The organism is Methanoregula formicica SMSP, assembly GCF_000327485.1.
Classification (GTDB): Archaea; Halobacteriota; Methanomicrobia; order Methanomicrobiales; family Methanospirillaceae; genus Methanoregula; species Methanoregula formicica.
Window position 1 is genome coordinate 1,001,377 of sequence record NC_019943.1, and the last position, 18,864, is coordinate 1,020,240.

Here is an 18,864-nt window from a genome sequence, read left to right on the forward strand (position 1 = left end):
ATATGTTATCCGGCACCCGGGATGCAGGCGGAGACTTACGGCTCTTTATTCCATCCTGCCGCATACCCGCGATGGCAGACGGGAGATTAGGTTATGGACGACACGATCCTGATTGTTGATGACAGTCCCTATATCGTGGACGGGCTCGTCGCGCTCCTCAAACGGAAAGGATTCAACCCGATAGCCACCCATGGCGGTGATGAAGCCCTTGCGCTCCTTGCCACCACAAAACCGGATCTCATCCTCCTCGACATCATGATGGAGCCGATGGACGGCTGGGAGACGCTCGACCGTCTCAAGGCCTCCCCCGGGACGAGGGAGATCCCCGTGCTCATGTTCTCAGCAAAGAAGATCACTCCCGAAGAGGCACAGCAGCACGCCATCAACATCGAGGACTTTGTCTCAAAACCCGTAAACCCGGCCCAGCTCCTGGATGCAATCCAGCGGGTCTTCACCCGGAGGAGTGACGTGAAAGCGGAGACAAAGGGCGCAGAAGCGGCCGGCGTTGAGAGCGGGATCATTGACGAATATGCTGCACTCCGGAAAAGCATCGAGGTGGACAGGAACCTGCTCTGTGTGCTCAAAAAAGCGTGCGACATGAGTAATGTCGGGCGTGAGGCACCGGCCGAAGACCTCGCCGCCATCAAAAACCTTGAAGAAAAGATCCTGGCCGACGAAATCCGGCTGAAGGAGCTGAGCGGGAAGATCCCCAATTCACCGGCAGCCTGATGTACGCCTGGTCGCCAGTTCTTTCAGCTGAGATGTAACGAACGTATCAATGATATAGGGAGAATATTTAAATAGTTTTTTGGCATTGTTATAATGCTGTACATCTTGGACTGAACAGTATCCATGGGTTCGTAGCTCAGTTAGGTAGAGCGCCTGGCTTTTAACCAGGTGGTCGGGGGTTCAAATCCCTCCGGGCCCGTTGCCACGAGCAATCGTGGGATTTTTGCGGTGATGCATCTGAGAGGAAATTTGTTCATCTGTGAGGGGGTTTTTCATTGAGCACCAAACTGAATGTGTTAGAGCACGTGATGGTGCCGGATCATCAAATCATGAGCGAGGATGAGGTTTCAGAACTCCTTACCCGCTATAACATTACAACCGAACAATTACCGAAAATCTATCATGACGATCCTGCAGTCAAAACGATCGGCGCCGAAGCTGATGATGTGATACGGATCATCCGGACGAGCCATACGGCCGGCAGGGCCGAGGCATACCGGCTCGTGATCAGGAAACCGAAGAAGTAATCATTTGGGGTTGGTCAGTCTGATTGACAGAAGTATTTTATCGAGGGCATATTTTTCACGGGAGCATGTTGCGCGCCACCAGCTTGACTCCTTCAACTATTTCTTGAAACACAATCTCCAGAAAGTGGTAAACGAGCAGCGGATCATCGAGACCGACATCGAGAACCGGGGCAGGAACAATGACCCGGTCTGGGTCGAACTCGGAAACATCGAGGTAAAAAAGCCGCTCGTCCGGGAGGCAGACGGTTCGCAGGGAGAACTCTACCCGAGCGAGGCCCGTCTCCGCAACCTGACGTATGCGGCACCTATCCAGCTGAGCCTCACCCTGGTCCATGGCGATGACCGGCAGGACCCCATCATCACCACGATCGGGCAGCTCCCGATCATGGTCGGGTCGCTTGCCTGCAATCTCTACGGCATGGACGACGCCCAGCGCGTCTCCCACGGCGAGGACGCCTTCGATGCCGGCGGCTATTTCATTGTGAACGGGACCGAGCGTGTGCTTATGACCTTAGAGGACCTTGCGTCCAACAAGATCATGACCGAGTTCACCGAGCGCTACAATGAGCGCATCTACGTGGCCAAGGTATTCTCCCAGTTCCGCGGGTATCGCGCGCTGGTGGTCGTTGAACGGAACAAGAAGAACCTTCTCGAGGTCTCTTTCCCGTCCGTTGCCGGGCACTTAAAGTTCGTGGATCTGATGCGCGCCCTGGGCATGACAAACGACCAGGAGGTCGTCAACGCGGTTTCAAGCGATGAGGATATCCTGACGTTCATGATGCAAAACCTCGAAGAGAGCGAGTGCGATTCGGTTGACGGCGGCATTATGTACGTGGGCAAGAAGCTTGCCCCGAACCAGACCAAGGACTACCAGAGGAAGCGCGCCGAGTTCGTGCTGGACAATTACCTCCTGCCACACCTCAACTACGCTATGCCGGCACACTTAAAGGAGGGCGACGAGGGCTATCAGGAGGCTGTCCTCTCGGTACGGCTTGCAAAGGCTCACTTCCTCGGGCGCATGGCTGAAGCCTGTTTCGATCTGGTTTTAAACAAGCGCCGGATCGATGATAAGGATCACTACTCGAACAAGCGGCTGAAACTTGCCGGTGACCTGATGGAGGATCTCTTCCGTATTTCCCTCAACCGTCTGACGAGAGATATCAAGTACCAGCTCGAGCGCGCCAGCATGCGGCACCGCGACCTATCGATCGCAACCGCGGTCCGCGCCGATGTGTTGACCGAGCGCCTCCTCCATCCTCTTGCCACCGGTAATTGGGTAGGCGGAAGGACCGGTGTCTCCCAGCTCCTTGACCGTGTGGATCACATGGCCGTGCTCTCGCACCTCCGTCGCGTCATCTCGCCGCTCTCCCGGTCACAGCCCCACTTCGAGGCCCGTGACCTGCACCCGACCCAGTGGGGCCGGATCTGCCCGAGCGAGACACCCGAAGGACCCAATTGTGGTCTGGTGAAAAACTTTGCCCAGATGGTGGAGATCAGCAAGGGTGTTGACGACGAGGAAGAGATCATGCGCATCCTGCATAACCTTGGCGTCGAGCACATCCGGGGTGAGGTCCAGTGAAGAAGTCACGTGTATTCGTTGACGGCGCCCTCATCGGCCTTGTCGACGACCCAAAGGCGCTTGTCGCCAATATCCGGAACATGCGCAGGCAGGGAGCGCTATCGGCAGAAGTCAATGTCTCCCACAAGGAGTATAACGGCGATGTCGTGATCCTGACCGATCGCGGTCGCGCCCGCCGCCCGCTGGTTGTCTTAAAGAACGGCGAACCGCTCATCACCGAAGACGACCTTTCCCGCCTTGCAAAAAAGGAGATTGACATCGGCTTCTTCGTCCAGCACGGTATGATTGAGTTCATTGACGCAGAAGAGGAAGAAGACCTTTACATCGCGATGAACCCCGAGAATGCGACGCCTGAGCACACCCACCTGGAGATCGACCCCTCCCTGATCCTCGGTATCGGTGCAGCCCATGTTCCGTTCCCGGAGCACAACGCAAGTCCCCGTGTCACGATGGGCGCAGGAATGGTCAAGCAGGCGCTTGGCTTCGGCGCTGCAAACATGAAGCTGCGCCCGGACACCCGGGGCCACCTGCTCCACTACTGCCAGAAACCGCTTACCCATACCCAGACCTCCGAACTGATCGGTTCCGACGACCGCCCGGCCGGCCAGAACTTCGTTGTCGCTATCCTTAGTTACGAAGGATACAACATTGAAGATGCGCTCATCTTCAACAAGGCCTCGATCGAGCGCGGCCTTGGCCGGTCCCACTTCTTCAGGACCTACGAAGGCGAAGAGCGCAGGTATCCCGGCGGCCAGATCGACCGCATCGAGGTGCCCGAAGAGGATGTTGCAGGCGCCCACGGTGCCGAGTCCTACAAGAACCTTGACGAAGACGGTGTCATCAACCCCGAGACCGTTGTCATGGAAAAGGACGTCCTCATCGGCAAGACCTCTCCCCCCCGGTTCCTCGAAGAGCCATCGGGCGAGCTGATCGCGGTCGAGAAGCGGCGCGACACCTCAGTCACGATGCGAAGCAACGAGCACGGTATTGTCGACACTGTCATCATCACCGAGGGCGAGAACAGTTCCCGGCTCGTGAAAGTGCGTACCCGCGACCTCCGTGTCCCGGAAGTCGGCGACAAGTTCGCGTCCCGTCACGGGCAGAAGGGCGTTGTCGGCCTGATTACCCCTCAGGAAAATATGCCCTTCACCGAGAGCGGCCTCTCCCCTGATCTCGTCATCAACCCCCACGCCATTCCGAGCCGTATGACCATCGGGCACATGCTCGAGATGATCGGCGGTAAGGTCGGGTCGCTCGAAGGCCGGCGCATCAATGCAACCGCGTTCGGTGGCGAGAGCGAGGCTGACCTCCGCGCATCGTTAAAGAACCTCGGCTTCTCCCACAATGGCCGCGAAGTCATGTACGACGGCATCACCGGCAAGGTCTTCAAGGCCGACATCTACATCGGTGTCATCTACTACCAGAAACTCTACCACATGGTATCTTCGAAGATGCACGCACGGTCCCGCGGCCCGGTGCAGGTCTTAACCCGCCAGCCGACCGAAGGCCGTGCCCGTGAAGGCGGTCTGCGGTTCGGTGAGATGGAGCGCGATGTCATGATCGGCCACGGCGCCGCCATGGCTTTAAAGGAGCGTCTCCTTGATGAGTCCGACAAGGTGCAGGAATATGTCTGCGCACACTGCGGCATGGTTGCCATGCTCGACCGCAAGCGCAACATGACCCGCTGCCTTGCCTGCGGCAACGAGACCGACATCTACTCGGTCGAGATGAGTTACGCGTTCAAGCTCCTGCTTGACGAGATGAAGAGCATGGGTATAGCACCCAGACTGAAGTTACAGGACGTGGTGTAACATGCCATCCCCAAAACGAATCGGCCAGATCGAGTTCGGCCTCCTCTCCCCCAAGGAGATCCGCGAGATGAGCGTCCGCAAGATCATCTGGGCCGACACCTACGATGACGACGGGTTCCCCTACCCCCAGGGGCTCATGGACTTAAACCTCGGCGTCATCGACCCGGGCCTCCGGTGCAAGACCTGCGACCAGAAGGCGAGCGATTGCCCCGGCCACTTCGGCCACATCGAGCTTGCAAAGCCCGTCATCCATGTCGGGTACACACGGCTCATAAGAAAACTCCTCCGTGTCACCTGCCGTGCCTGCGGCCGTGTGCTTCTCTCCCCCGAGGAAGTCGAGAAGGTCGTTGGTACAGAAGACGACCAGACCGGGGACCTCCTCTCAGAAAAGGACGTCAAGAAGGAGCGCGTCTGCCCCCACTGCGGCGAACAGCAGCTCAAGATCAACTTCGAGAAGCCGACAACCTTCTCCGAGGTCATGGTCGAGGACGGCAAGAAGGTCGAGCACAAGCTCACCCCCGCCGACATCCGCGCGCGTCTTGAGAAGATCCCCAACGAGGACTTAATCCCGCTCGGTATCAATCCTGACGTTGCCCGCCCCGAGTGGACCATCCTCACCGTGCTCCCGGTCCCACCGGTCACGATGCGCCCCTCCATCATTCTGGAGAACGGCCAGCGCTCGGAAGACGACCTCACCCACAAGCTCGTGGACATCATCCGTATCAACCAGCGGTTCAAGGAGAACCAGGACGCAGGCGCGCCTCAGCTAATCATCGAAGACCTCTGGGAACTCCTGCAGTACCACGTGACAACTTACCTTGACAATGAGGTTGCCGGCTGTCCCCCGGCCCGCCACCGCAGCGGCCGGCCCTTAAAGACTCTCTCGCAGCGCCTGAAGGGGAAGGACGGACGGTTCCGTGGTTCGCTCTCGGGTAAACGTGTGAACTTCTCGAGCCGTACCGTTATCTCCCCCGACCCGAATCTCTCGGTCTCGCAGGTAGGTGTGCCCCGCGCAGTGGCAAACGAGATGACCGTGCCGGTCCGCGTCACCCCCTATAATATCGAGGAACTCCGCCAAATCGTCCGGAACGGCCCGACCCGCCCGGACGTCAATGCACCCTGCGGGGCAAACTACGTTATCCGGCCGGACAACCGCCGCCTTCGCCTTGGCGCCGACAACCTCGACACCGTTGCGGACATGATAGAGCCCGGCTACACAGTCGAACGCCAGCTCCGCGACGGCGATGTCGTGCTCTTCAACCGCCAGCCCTCGCTGCACCGGATGAGCATCATGGCCCACCGCGTCAAGGTGATGGAAGGAAGGACCTTCCGGCTCAACCCCGCGGTCTGCCCGCCATACAACGCTGACTTCGATGGCGACGAAATGAACATGCACGTGCCCCAGACCGAGGAGGCCCGGGCCGAGGCATCCATTCTCATCTCCGTGCAGGAGAATATCCTCTCCCCGCGTTTCGGCGGCCCTATCATCGGCGGTATCCACGACCACGTCTCGGGTATTTTCATGCTCACGCATGACCTGCGCTGGTTCACGAAGGAACAGGCGCTCTATCTCCTCCGCTATACTGGCATTGAGCGCATGCCCGAGCCAGGGAAGGTTGAGGACGGCGTTGAGTACTGGAGCAACAAGCAGGTCTTCTCTGTCATTCTCCCCGAGAATCTCAACATGGTCTTCCACGCAAGTTCCTGCCAGAACTGCGACACCTGCAAGAAGGAGGTGTGCGAACGCGATGCGTACGTCCGCATCATCGACGGGAAACTGGAGTCGGGGACCATCGACAAGAAGGCCATCGGGGCATTCGATGGCCAGGTGGTCAACCGTATCATCCGCCAGCAGGGTATGAAGCGGGCCACGAAGTTCATCGACGACTTTACCAAGCTCTCGATCCGCGGTATCATGCTGGACGGCTTCTCGTTCGGTATCGATGACGAAGATTTAAGCAAGACCGAATATGGTCAGATCGACGAGGTCTTGAAGAATGCAGCTCTCGACGTCGAGCGTCGTATCCGGATCTACGAGGATGGCCAGCTCGAACCGATGCCCGGCCGTACCGTCGAGGAAACCCTCGAGATGCAGATCATGCAGGTGCTGGGCAAGGCCCGTGACCAGACCGGTCAGATCGCCGGCCGCCACTTGGGTCTTGGCAACAGCGCTGTCGTGATGGCGGTCTCCGGTGCCCGTGGTTCCATGCTGAACCTGACCCAGATGGCCGGTTGTATCGGCCAGCAGTCGGTTCGTGGTGAGCGTATCGTCCGTGGTTACGACGACCGCACCCTTCCGCACTTCAAGAAGGGCGACCGCGGCTCGGACGCGCACGGGTTCATCCAGCACAGTTACAAGGGGGGCCTCAACCCGACCGAGTTCTTCTTCCACGCAATCGGCGGCCGTGAAGGTCTCGTCGACACTGCGGTCCGTACGTCCCAGAGCGGGTACCTCCAGCGTAGGATGATCAATGCCCTGCAGGACCTCAAGGTAGCGTATGACGGCACCGTCCGGTCGACCGGCGGCAAGATCATCCAGTTCGAGTACGGCGAGGATGGCACCGACCCGACCAAGAGCGCGTTTGGCGACCCTGTCGATGTCAAGGGTATTGTCGAGAGTATCCTCAAGGAGGAGGTGTAACAATGGCACTCGATGCAAAATACGACAAGAAGATCGAGGCAGCATCCCTCCCCCAGAAGACCAAGGACCAGCTCCGGAAGTACCTCGACGGCAAGGAGATCACTGACGCCCAGTTCAAGCAGATCCTCGAGCGTGTCAATGCCGAGTACCAGAGCACCCGGATCGAGGCCTGCGAGGCAGTGGGCATCATCGCTGCCCAGTCCATCGGAGAGCCGGGCACGCAGATGACCATGCGTACCTTCCACTATGCCGGTGTGGCCGAGATCAACGTTACCTTAGGTCTCCCGCGTCTCATCGAGATCATGGACGCCCGGAAAGAGCCGAGCACGCCCACAATGACGGTGTTCCTTGAACCGGACTATGCAAACGACCGTGACAAGGCCCGTGAGGTCAGCTGGCAGATCGAGGCGGCCCCGCTCCACGAGTTCGGCGATATCACGACCGACATGGAGAACATGCAGGTAGTCGTCCACTTGAACACCAAGGTCTGCGACAAGCGCAAGATCGCGCCCTCCGAGATCATGGAGGTGGCGCCCAAGAAGATCCGCGACCGGCGGCACTACCGCGACTTCGAGCACGAGATCGACGAGGCGACCGCGACCATCATCTTCTCTCCCAAGGACAAGGAGAGTTACCAGAACCTCTTCCAGCTTGCCGAGCACGTCAGGAACGTCATTGTTCAGGGCATCGATGATATCATCCGTGTGGTGGTCCGAAAGGAGACCGGGGAGTATATACTTTATACTGAAGGATCCAACCTTAAGGACGTATTTGATGTCACTGGTGTGGACACCACAAGGACCCGCACCAACAACATCAGCGAGATCGCATCGGTGCTCGGTATCGAGGCAGCGCGGAACGCGGTCATCCACGAGGCGGTATCCACCCTCAACGAACAGGGTATCGCCGTGGATGTCCGCCACCTCATGCTTGTCTCGGACATGATGTGCATGGAAGGCGAGGTCAAGCAGATCGGCCGTCACGGTATCGCCGGCGAGAAGGAGAGTGTCCTCTCCCGTGCGGCGTTCGAAGTGACTGTCAACCACCTGCTTGACGCGGCCGTCGCAAATGAAGTTGATGAACTGAGCGGCGTAACCGAGAACGTCATCGTGGGCCAGCCGATCCAGCTGGGCACCGGCGATGTAAAACTGATAGCAATCAGGCAGAACGAGAATTAATTGCACAAACCTACGAGGAATTGTACATGGATTTTAATGCTTCACTCAGAAGAGCAATCAAGACAGGAACCGTCATCCTTGGCCAGAACAACACCGAGAAATGTATCAAGGAAGGCAAAGCCCAGATGGTCGTCGTTGCCGGTAACTGTCCGGCATCCTTCAAAGAGAAACTTTCCACGAACGAAAATCTCTTCATCCACACGTTCGAGGGATCGAGCGTTGCGCTCGGCAAGGCTTGCGGTAAGCCGTTCATGGTCAGCACCCTCGCCATCATCAGCCCGGGCGAGTCGGATATCCTCTCCCTCAAGAGGGCGTAACGTCAGGTGCACCCTATGGTCGAAGTAAAACTGACCGAAGACTGCATGCGCCTGATCTCCCAGTTCGAGAGCCTGACCGGGGCCGGCAGCCGCGACTGCGTGGTCGACGACCGGAACGCCCGGCTCATCTTTGTCATCAACCCCGGTGACATGGGTCTTGCAATTGGCAAGAAGGGAGCCTCGATCAAGAAGGCTTCCGAGGTCATGGGAAAGAAGATCGAGGTCGTGGAATACAACAGCAATGCCGAGCAGTTTTTGAAGAACTGCTTTTTGCCCGCCCAGGTCACCTCCATCCTCTTCGAGGGCGAGGATGACCAGAAGACCGCAACCGTGGAAGTCCGGGACGAGGACCGCGGCATTGCAATAGGCAAGGAAGGCAAGAACATCTTCAAGGCGAAAAAGCTCGCCCTGCGCCAGCACAACATCGCCGATGTCCAGATCCTGCAAAAGCCGATGGACGGACAGGCCGCCGGTGCAGAGGACAGCCTGTAATTCTCTTTTTTCTCTATCAATTCACGGCATTCGAATGTGCAGGATTATGCCTGTACGCAACGTACCAGATCAGTAAATGTTTGTCTTTGCCCATGCATTCCTTGGGGCACTCATAGGCCTTGGATTCTGGAAGCTGGCTGGTGACCGGCGTGCGCTTCCGCTGTGTATTCTCAGTGCACTCCTGCCCGACCTCCTTAACAAGCCGCTTGCCCTGCTGTTTCCGGGTCTGCTTGGCGCTGGCAGGACCATTGCACATTCCCTGTTCTTCTTCTCCCTTGTTCTGATTGCAGGTCTCCTCGTGTGGCAGTACCGACATACCCTTCTCGGAATGGCATGTGCATGTGGTATCCTCTCCCATCAGGTTCTCGATGCCATGTGGAGCGTACCGGCGACCTGGTTCTTCCCGATATGTGGTCCGTTCCCGACATTTATCCTCCCTGATTATCTTGGCCACTACTTCTGGCTGGAAATCTCCTCGCTCTCCGAGTGGATTTTTGCGTTCGCCAGCCTTGTTATCCTCATCTGCTGGAGTATGGGGAAGCCGGAATTCCCCACCCCCGTCATGACAAAACAACGGATTGCAGCATTGCAGGTATTCGCGGCCCTCTTTCTCGGGATCATGGGTGTATATCTGATTGTCTTTGGTCCGGCTGCGGTTCCCCATGCTTTCTTTGCCCCGACATATGATCCGGTAACGGATATCATGGTAGGGATCATGGCCCTGTGCGGTGCGGTTGTCCTCGTGAAATGGCCTGTGTCGGCCACTGTTCCTGAATGAGGCGGAAGACAACCGGGATAAACTATTTCCTGCAGAATACACGAATTGCCTGTATGGCATGAAAAACGGAAGCGGGCCTGGGGGGATTCGAACCCCCGGCATCCGGGTTAGAAGCCCGGCGCTATGTCCAGGCTAAGCCACAGGCCCGTGTGCCTTCTATTTTCGCGCTCGTGGATAATTAATCTGTTTCACGCTGGTCCCCTAAACCTTCACGCGGAAAATGCCGCGAGGAGCGCGCCACCGAATAAATTTAATAAAATATATCTTATTCGGGTTCCTATCATCTACCCTGATACGATTAGTGGGTGTTTTTCCATGAAGACCATCAGCATAGTACTTAGTCTGCTCGTCTTGGTTCTTATAGTGGTCCCGGTAGCTGCGGGACCATCAATCAGTTCCATCAGTCCAACGTATGGCTATACCGGAACTCCGACTACTGTTACGATTTCAGGGACAGAACTTGATGTTTCTTCTGTGGGTGTAAAACTGATGAAAGGCTCAACAAACATCAGCGATATCCCGGTTGGGACTCATACTGCTTCAACGATTGTCTGTACTTTCCCATCAGATTTGGCAGTGGGAACTTGGAGTCTGATTGTAGTTAATAAGACAGATAATACCGAGTCAAACAAGCTGGTAGATATTTTCATCGAGCGTGAGGCGATTTCGCTGTCATCAGTATCTCCCGCAAGCGGCCGGACCAACAACGTAAGCACGAAAATCTCGGTTGTCGGTGAGGGGCTTTCCCATATTTCCGGAGTATTTCTTTATAATTCAGAGTACTCCAACTCCTCAGCAAAAACCCCAACATACGTATCGGCTACCCGGGTTAACGCTACGTTAGACCTGACCGGAAAGAGCCTGAATACATACCAGGTGTGTGTGGTGGATAATTACGGCACACAGAAGTGTGGACTTTCATTTAAGGTAACTTCCGCTGCTGTCGGCAGTATTGAGGTATCCTCATCACCATCAGGTGCCACATTTTATCTTGACGGCATAAGCAAGGGTACAACGCCGATAACTATTGACGACCTTGATGCAGGGACCTACAAGATCATGGTGAAAAAAGACGGCTATGCCGACTGGATGAGAGCGGTAACGATCAAGGACGGCACAACGGCCTCCTATACAGCAAACCTCGAAGTCAAAACCACCGCGACCACGGCAACACCCACCTCAGCCCCGACCACGATACCGACTTCCATTAAAGTGACACGAAAGCAGACAAGCGCGACACCGACACCCTGGCCGAGCGATACACCGACGCCTGCATCCCCTCTGGATGTCCTTGTCATTGTCGGCGGCATCGGCCTTGCACTGGTGGCCCTGCGCAGGAAGTAACGCCCCCCGGTTTTTCCTCTCCTTTTTCTTTTGAAATCTTCGTGTAACCACAAGACGCCCCCAGCAACCCTGCGGGTGCTGCCGATTCTCCCTATCCCCCATACCTCAGTGAGTGGAGGGCCGGGTCGCCAGTGTGACAGGGAAGTACTGAAAAAAGAGTTACCCGAGGCCGGAGAACCGGTCACCCCGCATGGTAGCACGAGGACTTGAGGACTTCGACCTTCGTGGGCTTCATCAGCCCGTCGCGGTACACGCCTTTGATGACCGAGGTTGCGCAGAACTTTACCTGCACCCTCGCAGAGACGCGCTCCCGCTCCTCATACATGGTCCCCCCCTGCGAGAACTCCACGACCCGTTTCATGGAGAGGCTTGTCGAGAGGACAAAGACGCAGATCCCCGCGTCACCCGGGGAGAGGTCCTCGACATCGGTCGAGGTCATGAAGATGTGGGTGTCAGGGCCGGGCTCGACCTCGGCAACCGTGACGATGTTGTGTGTGCTCTGGAGCTCGATCGTCCGCGGCCTCCCCGACTTCAGTTCTTTGATGATGTCGGGGGAGATACTGGTTAATGCAGCGCACTTCATGGCAGGTCACCCATACATCGGCAGGTCTTTTTTCGGGCTCGTCTCCGCGGACTGCTGCACTTCCTCGGCAAGCTTGCCCATGCTCTGCTCGATCTCCACGGCCTGCTCGATCAGCGGCTGGGTCTCCAGGGCGAGGTTGTACATTTTATTGAGCACTTCAATCGTCGAGGCCGATGCCCGCGGGTCGGGTGCATTGACGGTCTCGCCCAAAAGCCCGATTGCCGGAATTTTCCGCGCCTTGCATTCGGTGAGAATGCTTGATGCAATCCCCGAGATGCTCCCGATAGGCAGGACGAGGGTGATGTCCTGGATCCGCTCAAGGGCCTGGGGCGTGGTTGCAACCGAGAAAACCCGCTTTTCCGGCTCGTTTGTCACGATACCGGCGATGGTCAGGACCTCTTTTGGCTTGAACGTCTCCAGCCATTCCATGATGCCGTTTGCGATCTCGTAGCAGATCGGGGGCGCGATGGGGATGTCGGCAACGATCGCGGCAAGGTTCATGTCGCCGGTATTCTTGGCATAGATGCGGACCGGGTCGTTGATGAGCCCCTTGTTCATCATCGCGAGCGGCGGGAAATAGCGGGAGTTCATGGAGCCGACCTGCTCGAACTCAAGCTGGTCGACCAGGTACTGGAGCGCAATGGTCCCGACTAGACCACTTCCTGGGAAGCCCAGCAGGACAGCGCCGTTCTCCGGAAGTGGCTGCGAGATGATATTAAGATCTTTTTTGGAGGCGATTGTGACAAGATCCGCGTGGACACTGTCCAGCTTTTTTGAGATCCGGTCTCCGAGCTCAGGAGCATCAGCCGTCATTACTTTAACATAGACCAAGTACTAAAAAAGTATTATGCAAGAGTATCCCATCAAGCGCGGGCTCACCAAGGATCTGGAGACGAGGGCCGTTTCAGAACTGAAGAACTGTTTTGGCGTTGCACCGGAAAAGACCGGCAAGGGCTACCGGATCGCGTTTGGCGCCCTGAAGCGGCTGGACGTGATCATCGGCGCCGGCGGCAAGACGGTGACCATCGACACCGAATCCGACCTGAGCGCAACCGATGTCGTCATTATCGATACCAACAAGCGGTTCCGGAAGTTCCTTGACGCGGTCACCGGGTTCTCCACCAAGGAACGGGTCAAGCGGGCCAAGAGCGCGGCTGAGGGATAGGGCACCTGCCATAAAGCGGGGTGCGCTGCTGCAGGTCCCTGTGTACCAGCGTCACCCACAATACCTGCACTCTTTTTTTCCTCTCCTCTTCCTGCGTGAAAATGTCAGCACTTATCAGCTATGAGTCCCACCATTCTACTACAGGGAACCACCCATGATGCGCGAAGAACGGGCGCCTGAGACTGCGTCCACCTGTCCTGCCTGTAACTCCCCGGTCAATGCCGGCGACCGTTTCTGCGAGAAATGCGGCGGGAAGATCCCCCCACTCCAGCCCCCGGCCCAGGCACCGGTCTGCCGTTCCTGCGGAACGCCCCTCCTGCCCAATGCACGCTTCTGCGAGAATTGCGGCGACCCGGTGAAGAAGGCCGACGTCCCTGCCGCCCCCTCTCCTGCAGGCGCACCGGCAGCCCCGCCCGTTTCCGGGGAGCCGGTCCTCCCGCGGGGGCTAATCGTTACGGAAGAACCGGTCGTTACGGCCAATTTTGGAGTACCGGAGGATTCCGGACCGGAGCATGCCCTGGAAGTTGCGGTGAAGGATGGTGCAGGACCGGTCATGGATGAGGAACCCGAGCCGGAACCCGTTCTAAAACCCAAGCCGGTGGAGGAACTGGCAGAGGAATGGGAAGAAGAACCGGTACAGGAACCGGAAACAGAATTTGAAGAAGAATCGGAAGAAGCACCGGAAGAAGCACCGGAAGAAGAACCGGAAAACGAATTTACAGAAGAACCGGCAGAAGAACTTCCCGGTGAGCAAGAAGAAGAACCGGGACACGTAAAGGGGGAGCCCGGACCTGCCGCAGTCATTCCGGAATCCCGGGTCGGGCCGGTTGATGAACTCCTCCTCGGGCTTGAACCAGAGGAACCGACCGGCCCCAGACCAGAGAAACGTCCTGCCGGCGCTGCACCGACAATGCCGAAAAAACCAGCCGCGGCCACGGCAACAGCGCCACGAAAGCCCGGCTCTTCGAAAAAGACGTTCCTGGTCATCGGGCTCATTGCGGCAGTCATCCTGATTGCCATCGCGATTGTTGCCCTTCTGCCGGTGCTGAACGGTCCCGGTGTGTCAGGGACGAATGCACCCGCCGTGCAGGCAACGCCGGTTGCCACCGCAACACCGTTTGTCACCCCTGAGCCAACGTCTCCCCCTGCACCCGTCGTAACGGAGATTCAATCTCCCGCCCCGGCAGTTCCCGTTGCAACTCCCGCAGCCACTGAAACACCGGAGCAGGTCGATATCCTGCCCCCCCAGTACACGCTTCACTTTGAAGAGTTCAAAGACGTTGTGACCGGGGATGTGACAGTAACTGTCACCGGCCCGTCGCGGAACGTTGTAAAAGATATTGAAGTGACGGTATTCCACCCGGACGGGACAACCGATTCCGACCATCTCCTCCCGTCACAGGGGATGACCGATGTCACCGTAACCGGGACGCGGAGTGCCGAACGGGTCGTGGTGACGGTCCTCTTCTACTCAGGCGAGCGGTACAAGCTGATCGACCGGACCGTCTCCTTCTCACGGCGGTCCTGAGGCACCGGGCTCCCATCAGCCACCTCCCTGTTCAGTTGCGGCCCCGCATGGCAAGCCAGAGTGCTCCCGTGGCTGCCGGGAGGAGCGCCCATGCACCGGACGGGGACGCCTTTGTTGTCGTCGGGGTCGGTCGTGCTTCTTCCGGCATCGTGACTTCCGGTATCATGGTCGTAGGTAGTGTTGTCGGCTCTGTTGTCTTGGGAACCGGATTGAGCGGGGCGGCGACAAAGATCGTCTCATCAGGGGTCTCGGACGCACTGTCATCGTGCAGGGAGAGGCCGTACAGGTAGCGCTGATCGGCAACAACAACTTTTGTCCCGTCGCGGCTCATGGCCAGTGTCCGCGGCTGGATGCGGAGGTCGAACTGCTTTTTTGTCTGCTCTTTGCCGTGATGGTCGAGGATGATGACGGCCCCGTCATTCACACCCGCGGCAACTACCACTCCGTTTGCTGAGGTTCCTACCGCGTTGGGCCACTGGGCGGTCTTGAAGGTCCAGTGAATCTTCCCGTACCGGTCAAGCCCCCGCACTGCGTTGTCCTGGCTGCCGACTACGATGAACGAACCGTCCTGGCTGCACGCAACATCGTTGATAGCAGCAGTGGATACGTCCACCTGCCAGTTGAGCTCCCCTTCGGGCGTATGCGAGGAGAGACGTCGGCCACCGTACGTGAGGATGGTTGAGCCGTCTGTTGAAATGATAATGTACTCGTCAAGGCTTCCCTCACGCGGGTCGGTCCACAGGGGCGTGAGCGTGGAGGAGTAGTACCGCAGGCCGTTCTCGGTCGCGGTAACAATCAGGTTGCCGGCAGGTGCAATGGCTAATCGTTTTGCGACCTCGGTCTTGTTCCGGTGTAAGAGTTCCCCGTTCCGGTTCCAGGTGATCCAGTTCCCCTTCTCGTCGGTCGTGACAACGAACGCAGCTTTTGGGGCCACTGCCACTGCGCGGACTGCCCCGCCCATGCTCCGCGACCACATCTCCTGGCCGGACCGGTTATAGAGGGTTGCAGTGATACCATCGCTTGTGACCACCCAGTCCCCTTCGGAGCTCATGGAAGTGATGAACCCGGGCTGGCCTCCCCAGCGCATGCTCCCGTTCCAGTTCCGTACCAGGATCTGGCTTCCCCCGGCAGATACCATGGATGCGTCAGGAGTCATCGTGACGCCGGAGAAGACACTTTCGGGAAGGTAGGGGGTCTGTTTCCAGTCGATCCCGATGCTCATGGCTGCCGCATTGCCGACAAGGCTTGTCGCGAGAATGAATAGGGTTGAGAGGACGAGTATCCGAGTGCCCGTGGTCATAATGTATCTGAATGAAACGTATCATCCGCCGGGTTATCATTTGAGTGGAACCCCGGGGTTATACGAATGAAACGGCGGGTTGGTGAAAAAGAGTTATTCGATGATGATCGCCGGCTTGAACGGCAGCGCCGTGAGTGCCTTGACATGGCCGGCCTCTTCTGCCATGACAACGTGGACCGGCACACCGAACTCATGTTCGAGGAATCCCTTTGCCGCATCGAAGACAGCCTTTTCGTTGATCGGGTCCTGCACGAGCGGTGCGACAACGTGCGGGGGCAGGCGGTGGATGAGAGTGGTGCACTGCTTGGTTGTATCGGTGGTCTCCTTGCCGCGTTTCCGCATGGACTCGTCCTTCATGATCTCCTTGATCACGGTGTTCTTGTCTTCGGCCTTTGCGATCGTTCTGAAGATCTGGTGCTTCCATTCGGGGGCAAGGGCGATCGTGATCGCCTTGGGCTGCAGCTGGATCAGCTTCACGATAGACTCGATGTCCTCGACCGTCCGGGCCAGGAGTTCCTCGGCAAGCTCGATCTTCGGGCTCACGAGCTTTGCATCTGCCACCGGCCACGGGGCAAACGAGATGAGCCCCTCGCCCGCGAGTTCTTTCCAGAGGTGCTCGCCCGTGAACGGGATGAACGGCGCAAGGAGCCGGACCCAGACCGAGCAGAGATCGTGGAGCTCGCGACTGCCATCGCAGTCTTTCGGGAGGCGCCGGCGGTACCACTTGAGGTCGGTCTCAATCCCGAAGTATGCTTCCTGCAGGGCCTGCCGGGTCTGGAAGTTCTCGAGCGCTTCCGTGGTCTTTGCGATGTGCATCTGGAGACGGCTTTTCAGCCACCGGTCGATATCGTGCGGCTCACCGGCAGCGTCCTTGATCTCCATGACGGTGTTGTAGAACCGCTCGATCTGCTTCTTTGTCGAGAGCACGAGTTCGTTTCTCCAGTCAAAGTCCTGCCACGGCTCGGCGCTGCCCATCAAAAACATCCGGACGGTGTCGCCGCCAAACTCCTTGACGGCGTCTTCCAGGAGGAAGACATTGCCCTTGGAGCTTGACATCTTGGCGCCGTTCAACAGGCCCATGCCGAAGACGACCATGCCCTTTGGCAGCTTGTCCTTCTGCCCGGCAAAGACCGTGCAGTGGTGGAAGAGCTGGAAGGTGAGGTGGTTGGAGATGAGGTCCTTTGCCGAGAACCGGAAGTCGTAGGGGTACCAGTACAGGAATTCCTTTCGCATCGCGTCGAGCTTCTTCTTCTCGGGCAAATCTTCGGATTCTTTCCCGAGGAAGATGTAGTCGAAGACCTCGGGGGTGAGGAGCTTTGGCTCGATCTCGCGGATCTTGTGGGCGATCGTATAATACGCCATGTACACGGTCGAGTCCGAGAGCGGTTCGATGAGCTGGGCGGGGTCCCAAGGGAACTTTGTGCCAAGGCCGACACGGCGGGTGCAGGCCCAGTCCTTGAGCCACCAGATGGTGCGGTCGAACTCGGTCCGCACCTCGGTGGGCACGAGTGCCATGGTGTCGAGGTGGTCCTGGACCTCCTGCTTCCATGCCGGGTCGCCGTACTTTAAGAACCACTGGTCGTGGAGGATCTTTACACGGACGCGGTTGCCGCACCGGCAGACAACCGGTCGCTGGTCGAACTCGTACATCACGACCGAGTCGTACTTCTGCTGCATCAGTTCGGCAACTTCCTCGCGGGCAACCCGCACGGGCTTGCCGCCGTACTTATCGAAGAGTTTTCCCTTGGAAAATTCGGCGGAGTAGATCTCCTGCGTGAGCGCGTCCATCCGGCTGTCCATCTGATTCTGTATACCGGCCTTCTCGACCGCGTACTGCGCCGGGATTTCCCCGTAGCCTTCGACCCTGATGAGCGGAATGGGTTTGATCTCCATGTACTGCCCCTTCTGCTGGAGGTCGCGGAGGGCGATGTAATCGAACGGTGCGTGGGCGGGGACGCTCATCACCATGCCGGATGCCATGTCGGGGTCAACGAACGGCGCCGGCAGGATCGGGACCTCGCCGCAGAGCGGGTGGCTGACCTTTTTGCCAACGAGATCGCTTCCCCTGATCTCGCCTGTGACTTCGACCGTGTGGTCCTGGAGGGCAAGTTTCTCGGCTGCCTCTTTCGAGACGATCCATGGCTTTCCGTCGAGCCTGATCTTCGCGTACGTGACGTCAGGGTTGGCCCAGAGGTTCGTGACGCCGTGGATGGTCTCGGGCCGGAGGGTTGCGCAGGGAATGAACGCATCGCCGAACCGGAACATGACGAGCGTGAACTTGATCACTTCGGCCTTGTCGCCTTCCAGGAGATCGTGATCGCCAACCGGGTTCTCGTCAACGGTACAGTACCGGACCGGGTGGGCGCCCTTGATGACATGGCCTGCATCGTACAGGTGCTTCCACTGCCACTCGATAAACTTCGAGTACGTCGGATCCACCGTGATGAACCGGCGCCGCCAGTCGATCGAGAGGCCGCAGGAAGTCATGACCCGCTGGTACTCGTCCGCGAAGTGCCTGACGATGGTTAAGGGGTCGGTGAACTTGTCGAGGATGTTCTGCGGCACGCGGTACAGGTCGCGGTACAGCCGGATGGTCTTCTCATCCTTGTTTGCGATCCGTTTGGAGATGCCCACCACGGGCGCTCCCGTGACGTGGAAGGCCATCGGGAAGAGCACCTGCTTTTGCCGCATGCGCCAGAAGCGTGCGACAACGTCCGGCACAATGTATGTCCGGCCGTGCCCCACGTGCATGGCCCCGCTCGGGTACGGGAAGGCTACGTTCAGGTAATACTTTTCCAGATCTGACGGGTTGGACTCAAAGGCATGGGTCCACATCTCGTGTGCCTCTTCTTCAAAGGCGGAAAGATTGAACTGGCTCACGTTATGCACCTG

General features: G+C 58.0%; 16 protein-coding genes, 2 tRNA genes and 1 pseudogene. 14 read left to right on the top strand and 5 right to left on the bottom strand.

The genetic code is table 11. The features are described from left to right. Positions 1 to 93: 93 nt before the first annotated feature. The 10 genes from METFOR_RS05100 (at position 94) to METFOR_RS14485 (ending at position 10,052) form a co-directional block, all read left to right on the top strand. Positions 94 to 729 (top strand): response regulator, encoded by a 636-nt coding sequence (locus tag METFOR_RS05100; protein ID WP_015285039.1) that lies wholly within the window; start codon positions 94 to 96, stop codon positions 727 to 729. A 125-nt stretch (positions 730 to 854) separates the two neighbouring features. Then, positions 855 to 928: transfer RNA gene (locus METFOR_RS05105), tRNA-Lys, on the top strand. Positions 929 to 1,004: 76 nt separating this feature from the next. Next, positions 1,005 to 1,256 (top strand): DNA-directed RNA polymerase subunit H, encoded by a 252-nt coding sequence (locus METFOR_RS05110; RefSeq protein WP_015285040.1) that lies wholly within the window; start codon positions 1,005 to 1,007, stop codon positions 1,254 to 1,256. Between the two features lie 19 nt (positions 1,257 to 1,275). Next, positions 1,276 to 2,835, top strand: a complete 1,560-nt coding sequence (locus tag METFOR_RS05115; RefSeq protein ID WP_199484008.1) for a DNA-directed RNA polymerase subunit B'' — start codon at positions 1,276 to 1,278, stop codon at positions 2,833 to 2,835. Continuing rightward, positions 2,832 to 4,646: a DNA-directed RNA polymerase subunit B gene (rpoB, locus tag METFOR_RS05120; RefSeq protein ID WP_015285042.1), complete on the top strand. Its 1,815-nt coding sequence runs from the start codon at positions 2,832 to 2,834 to the stop codon at positions 4,644 to 4,646. The genes METFOR_RS05115 and rpoB overlap by 4 nt, the downstream gene beginning before the upstream one ends. A gap of 1 nt (position 4,647) precedes the next feature. After that, the gene (locus tag METFOR_RS05125; RefSeq protein ID WP_015285043.1) at positions 4,648 to 7,287 is read left to right on the top strand and encodes a DNA-directed RNA polymerase subunit A'; all 2,640 of its coding nucleotides are present in this window, start codon (positions 4,648 to 4,650) and stop codon (positions 7,285 to 7,287) included. Between the two features lie 2 nt (positions 7,288 to 7,289). After that, positions 7,290 to 8,465: a DNA-directed RNA polymerase subunit A'' gene (gene rpoA2 / locus METFOR_RS05130; protein WP_015285044.1), complete on the top strand. Its 1,176-nt coding sequence runs from the start codon at positions 7,290 to 7,292 to the stop codon at positions 8,463 to 8,465. Between the two features lie 26 nt (positions 8,466 to 8,491). Further along, on the top strand, positions 8,492 to 8,782 hold the full coding sequence (locus METFOR_RS05135; protein WP_015285045.1) for a 50S ribosomal protein L30e: 291 nt from the start codon (positions 8,492 to 8,494) through the stop codon (positions 8,780 to 8,782). 15 nt (positions 8,783 to 8,797) lie between these two features. After that, the gene (locus tag METFOR_RS05140; protein WP_015285046.1) at positions 8,798 to 9,274 is read left to right on the top strand and encodes a NusA-like transcription termination signal-binding factor; all 477 of its coding nucleotides are present in this window, start codon (positions 8,798 to 8,800) and stop codon (positions 9,272 to 9,274) included. Positions 9,275 to 9,350: 76 nt separating this feature from the next. After that, the gene (locus tag METFOR_RS14485) at positions 9,351 to 10,052 is read left to right on the top strand and encodes a metal-dependent hydrolase (protein WP_015285047.1); all 702 of its coding nucleotides are present in this window, start codon (positions 9,351 to 9,353) and stop codon (positions 10,050 to 10,052) included. A gap of 72 nt (positions 10,053 to 10,124) precedes the next feature. Here the strand turns inward: METFOR_RS14485 and METFOR_RS05150 are convergent. Then, a tRNA-Arg gene (locus tag METFOR_RS05150) sits at positions 10,125 to 10,199 on the bottom strand. 168 nt (positions 10,200 to 10,367) lie between these two features. On the opposite strand from METFOR_RS05150, the pseudogene METFOR_RS16185 reads away from it, so the two are divergent. Further along, positions 10,368 to 10,667, top strand: a pseudogene (locus METFOR_RS16185) (IPT/TIG domain-containing protein); the annotation flags it as partial. A 267-nt stretch (positions 10,668 to 10,934) separates the two neighbouring features. After that, the gene (locus tag METFOR_RS15905; RefSeq protein WP_048110823.1) at positions 10,935 to 11,396 is read left to right on the top strand and encodes a PEGA domain-containing protein; all 462 of its coding nucleotides are present in this window, start codon (positions 10,935 to 10,937) and stop codon (positions 11,394 to 11,396) included. Between the two features lie 181 nt (positions 11,397 to 11,577). Here the strand turns inward: METFOR_RS15905 and METFOR_RS05160 are convergent, their stop codons facing one another. After that, positions 11,578 to 11,979 (bottom strand): DUF473 domain-containing protein, encoded by a 402-nt coding sequence (locus METFOR_RS05160; RefSeq protein ID WP_015285049.1) that lies wholly within the window; start codon positions 11,977 to 11,979, stop codon positions 11,578 to 11,580. Positions 11,980 to 11,985: 6 nt separating this feature from the next. Further along, on the bottom strand, positions 11,986 to 12,792 hold the full coding sequence (locus tag METFOR_RS05165) for a proteasome assembly chaperone family protein (RefSeq protein ID WP_015285050.1): 807 nt from the start codon (positions 12,790 to 12,792) through the stop codon (positions 11,986 to 11,988). Positions 12,793 to 12,826: 34 nt separating this feature from the next. Here METFOR_RS05165 and METFOR_RS05170 point away from each other — a divergent pair, with 34 nt between their 5' ends. Together METFOR_RS05170 and METFOR_RS14490 are read left to right on the top strand one after the other, a co-directional pair. Then, entirely contained in the window at positions 12,827 to 13,144 is a 318-nt protein-coding gene (locus METFOR_RS05170; RefSeq protein WP_015285051.1) for a DUF5611 family protein, read from the top strand. Between the two features lie 154 nt (positions 13,145 to 13,298). After that, entirely contained in the window at positions 13,299 to 14,672 is a 1,374-nt protein-coding gene (locus tag METFOR_RS14490) for a zinc ribbon domain-containing protein (RefSeq protein ID WP_015285052.1), read from the top strand. A 31-nt stretch (positions 14,673 to 14,703) separates the two neighbouring features. Here the strand turns inward: METFOR_RS14490 and METFOR_RS05180 are convergent, their stop codons facing one another. Both METFOR_RS05180 and leuS read right to left on the bottom strand, forming a co-directional pair. Continuing rightward, complete coding sequence (locus tag METFOR_RS05180) at positions 14,704 to 15,972, bottom strand: WD40 repeat domain-containing protein (protein WP_015285053.1); 1,269 nt, start codon at positions 15,970 to 15,972, stop codon at positions 14,704 to 14,706. A 93-nt stretch (positions 15,973 to 16,065) separates the two neighbouring features. Next, a complete protein-coding gene (gene leuS / locus METFOR_RS05185; protein ID WP_015285054.1) occupies positions 16,066 to 18,852 on the bottom strand; it encodes a leucine--tRNA ligase in 2,787 nt (928 codons plus the stop codon). Positions 18,853 to 18,864 lie beyond the last annotated feature (12 nt).

Bases quoted from the DNA above. Each gene is read 5' to 3' on its own strand.
- METFOR_RS05160 (WP_015285049.1), bottom strand. From the start codon at position 11,979: ATGAAGTGCGCTGCATTAACCAGTATCTCCCCCGACATCATCAAAGAA.
- rpoA2 (WP_015285044.1), top strand. From the start codon at position 7,290: ATGGCACTCGATGCAAAATACGACAAGAAGATCGAGGCAGCATCCCTC.
- METFOR_RS14485 (WP_015285047.1), top strand. From the start codon at position 9,351: ATGTTTGTCTTTGCCCATGCATTCCTTGGGGCACTCATAGGCCTTGGA.
- METFOR_RS14490 (WP_015285052.1), top strand. From the start codon at position 13,299: ATGATGCGCGAAGAACGGGCGCCTGAGACTGCGTCCACCTGTCCTGCC.
- METFOR_RS05140 (WP_015285046.1), top strand. From the start codon at position 8,798: ATGGTCGAAGTAAAACTGACCGAAGACTGCATGCGCCTGATCTCCCAG.
- METFOR_RS05125 (WP_015285043.1), top strand. From the start codon at position 4,648: ATGCCATCCCCAAAACGAATCGGCCAGATCGAGTTCGGCCTCCTCTCC.
- METFOR_RS05100 (WP_015285039.1), top strand. From the start codon at position 94: ATGGACGACACGATCCTGATTGTTGATGACAGTCCCTATATCGTGGAC.
- METFOR_RS05170 (WP_015285051.1), top strand. From the start codon at position 12,827: ATGCAAGAGTATCCCATCAAGCGCGGGCTCACCAAGGATCTGGAGACG.
- METFOR_RS05135 (WP_015285045.1), top strand. From the start codon at position 8,492: ATGGATTTTAATGCTTCACTCAGAAGAGCAATCAAGACAGGAACCGTC.
- METFOR_RS05165 (WP_015285050.1), bottom strand. From the start codon at position 12,792: ATGACGGCTGATGCTCCTGAGCTCGGAGACCGGATCTCAAAAAAGCTG.
- METFOR_RS05180 (WP_015285053.1), bottom strand. From the start codon at position 15,972: ATGACCACGGGCACTCGGATACTCGTCCTCTCAACCCTATTCATTCTC.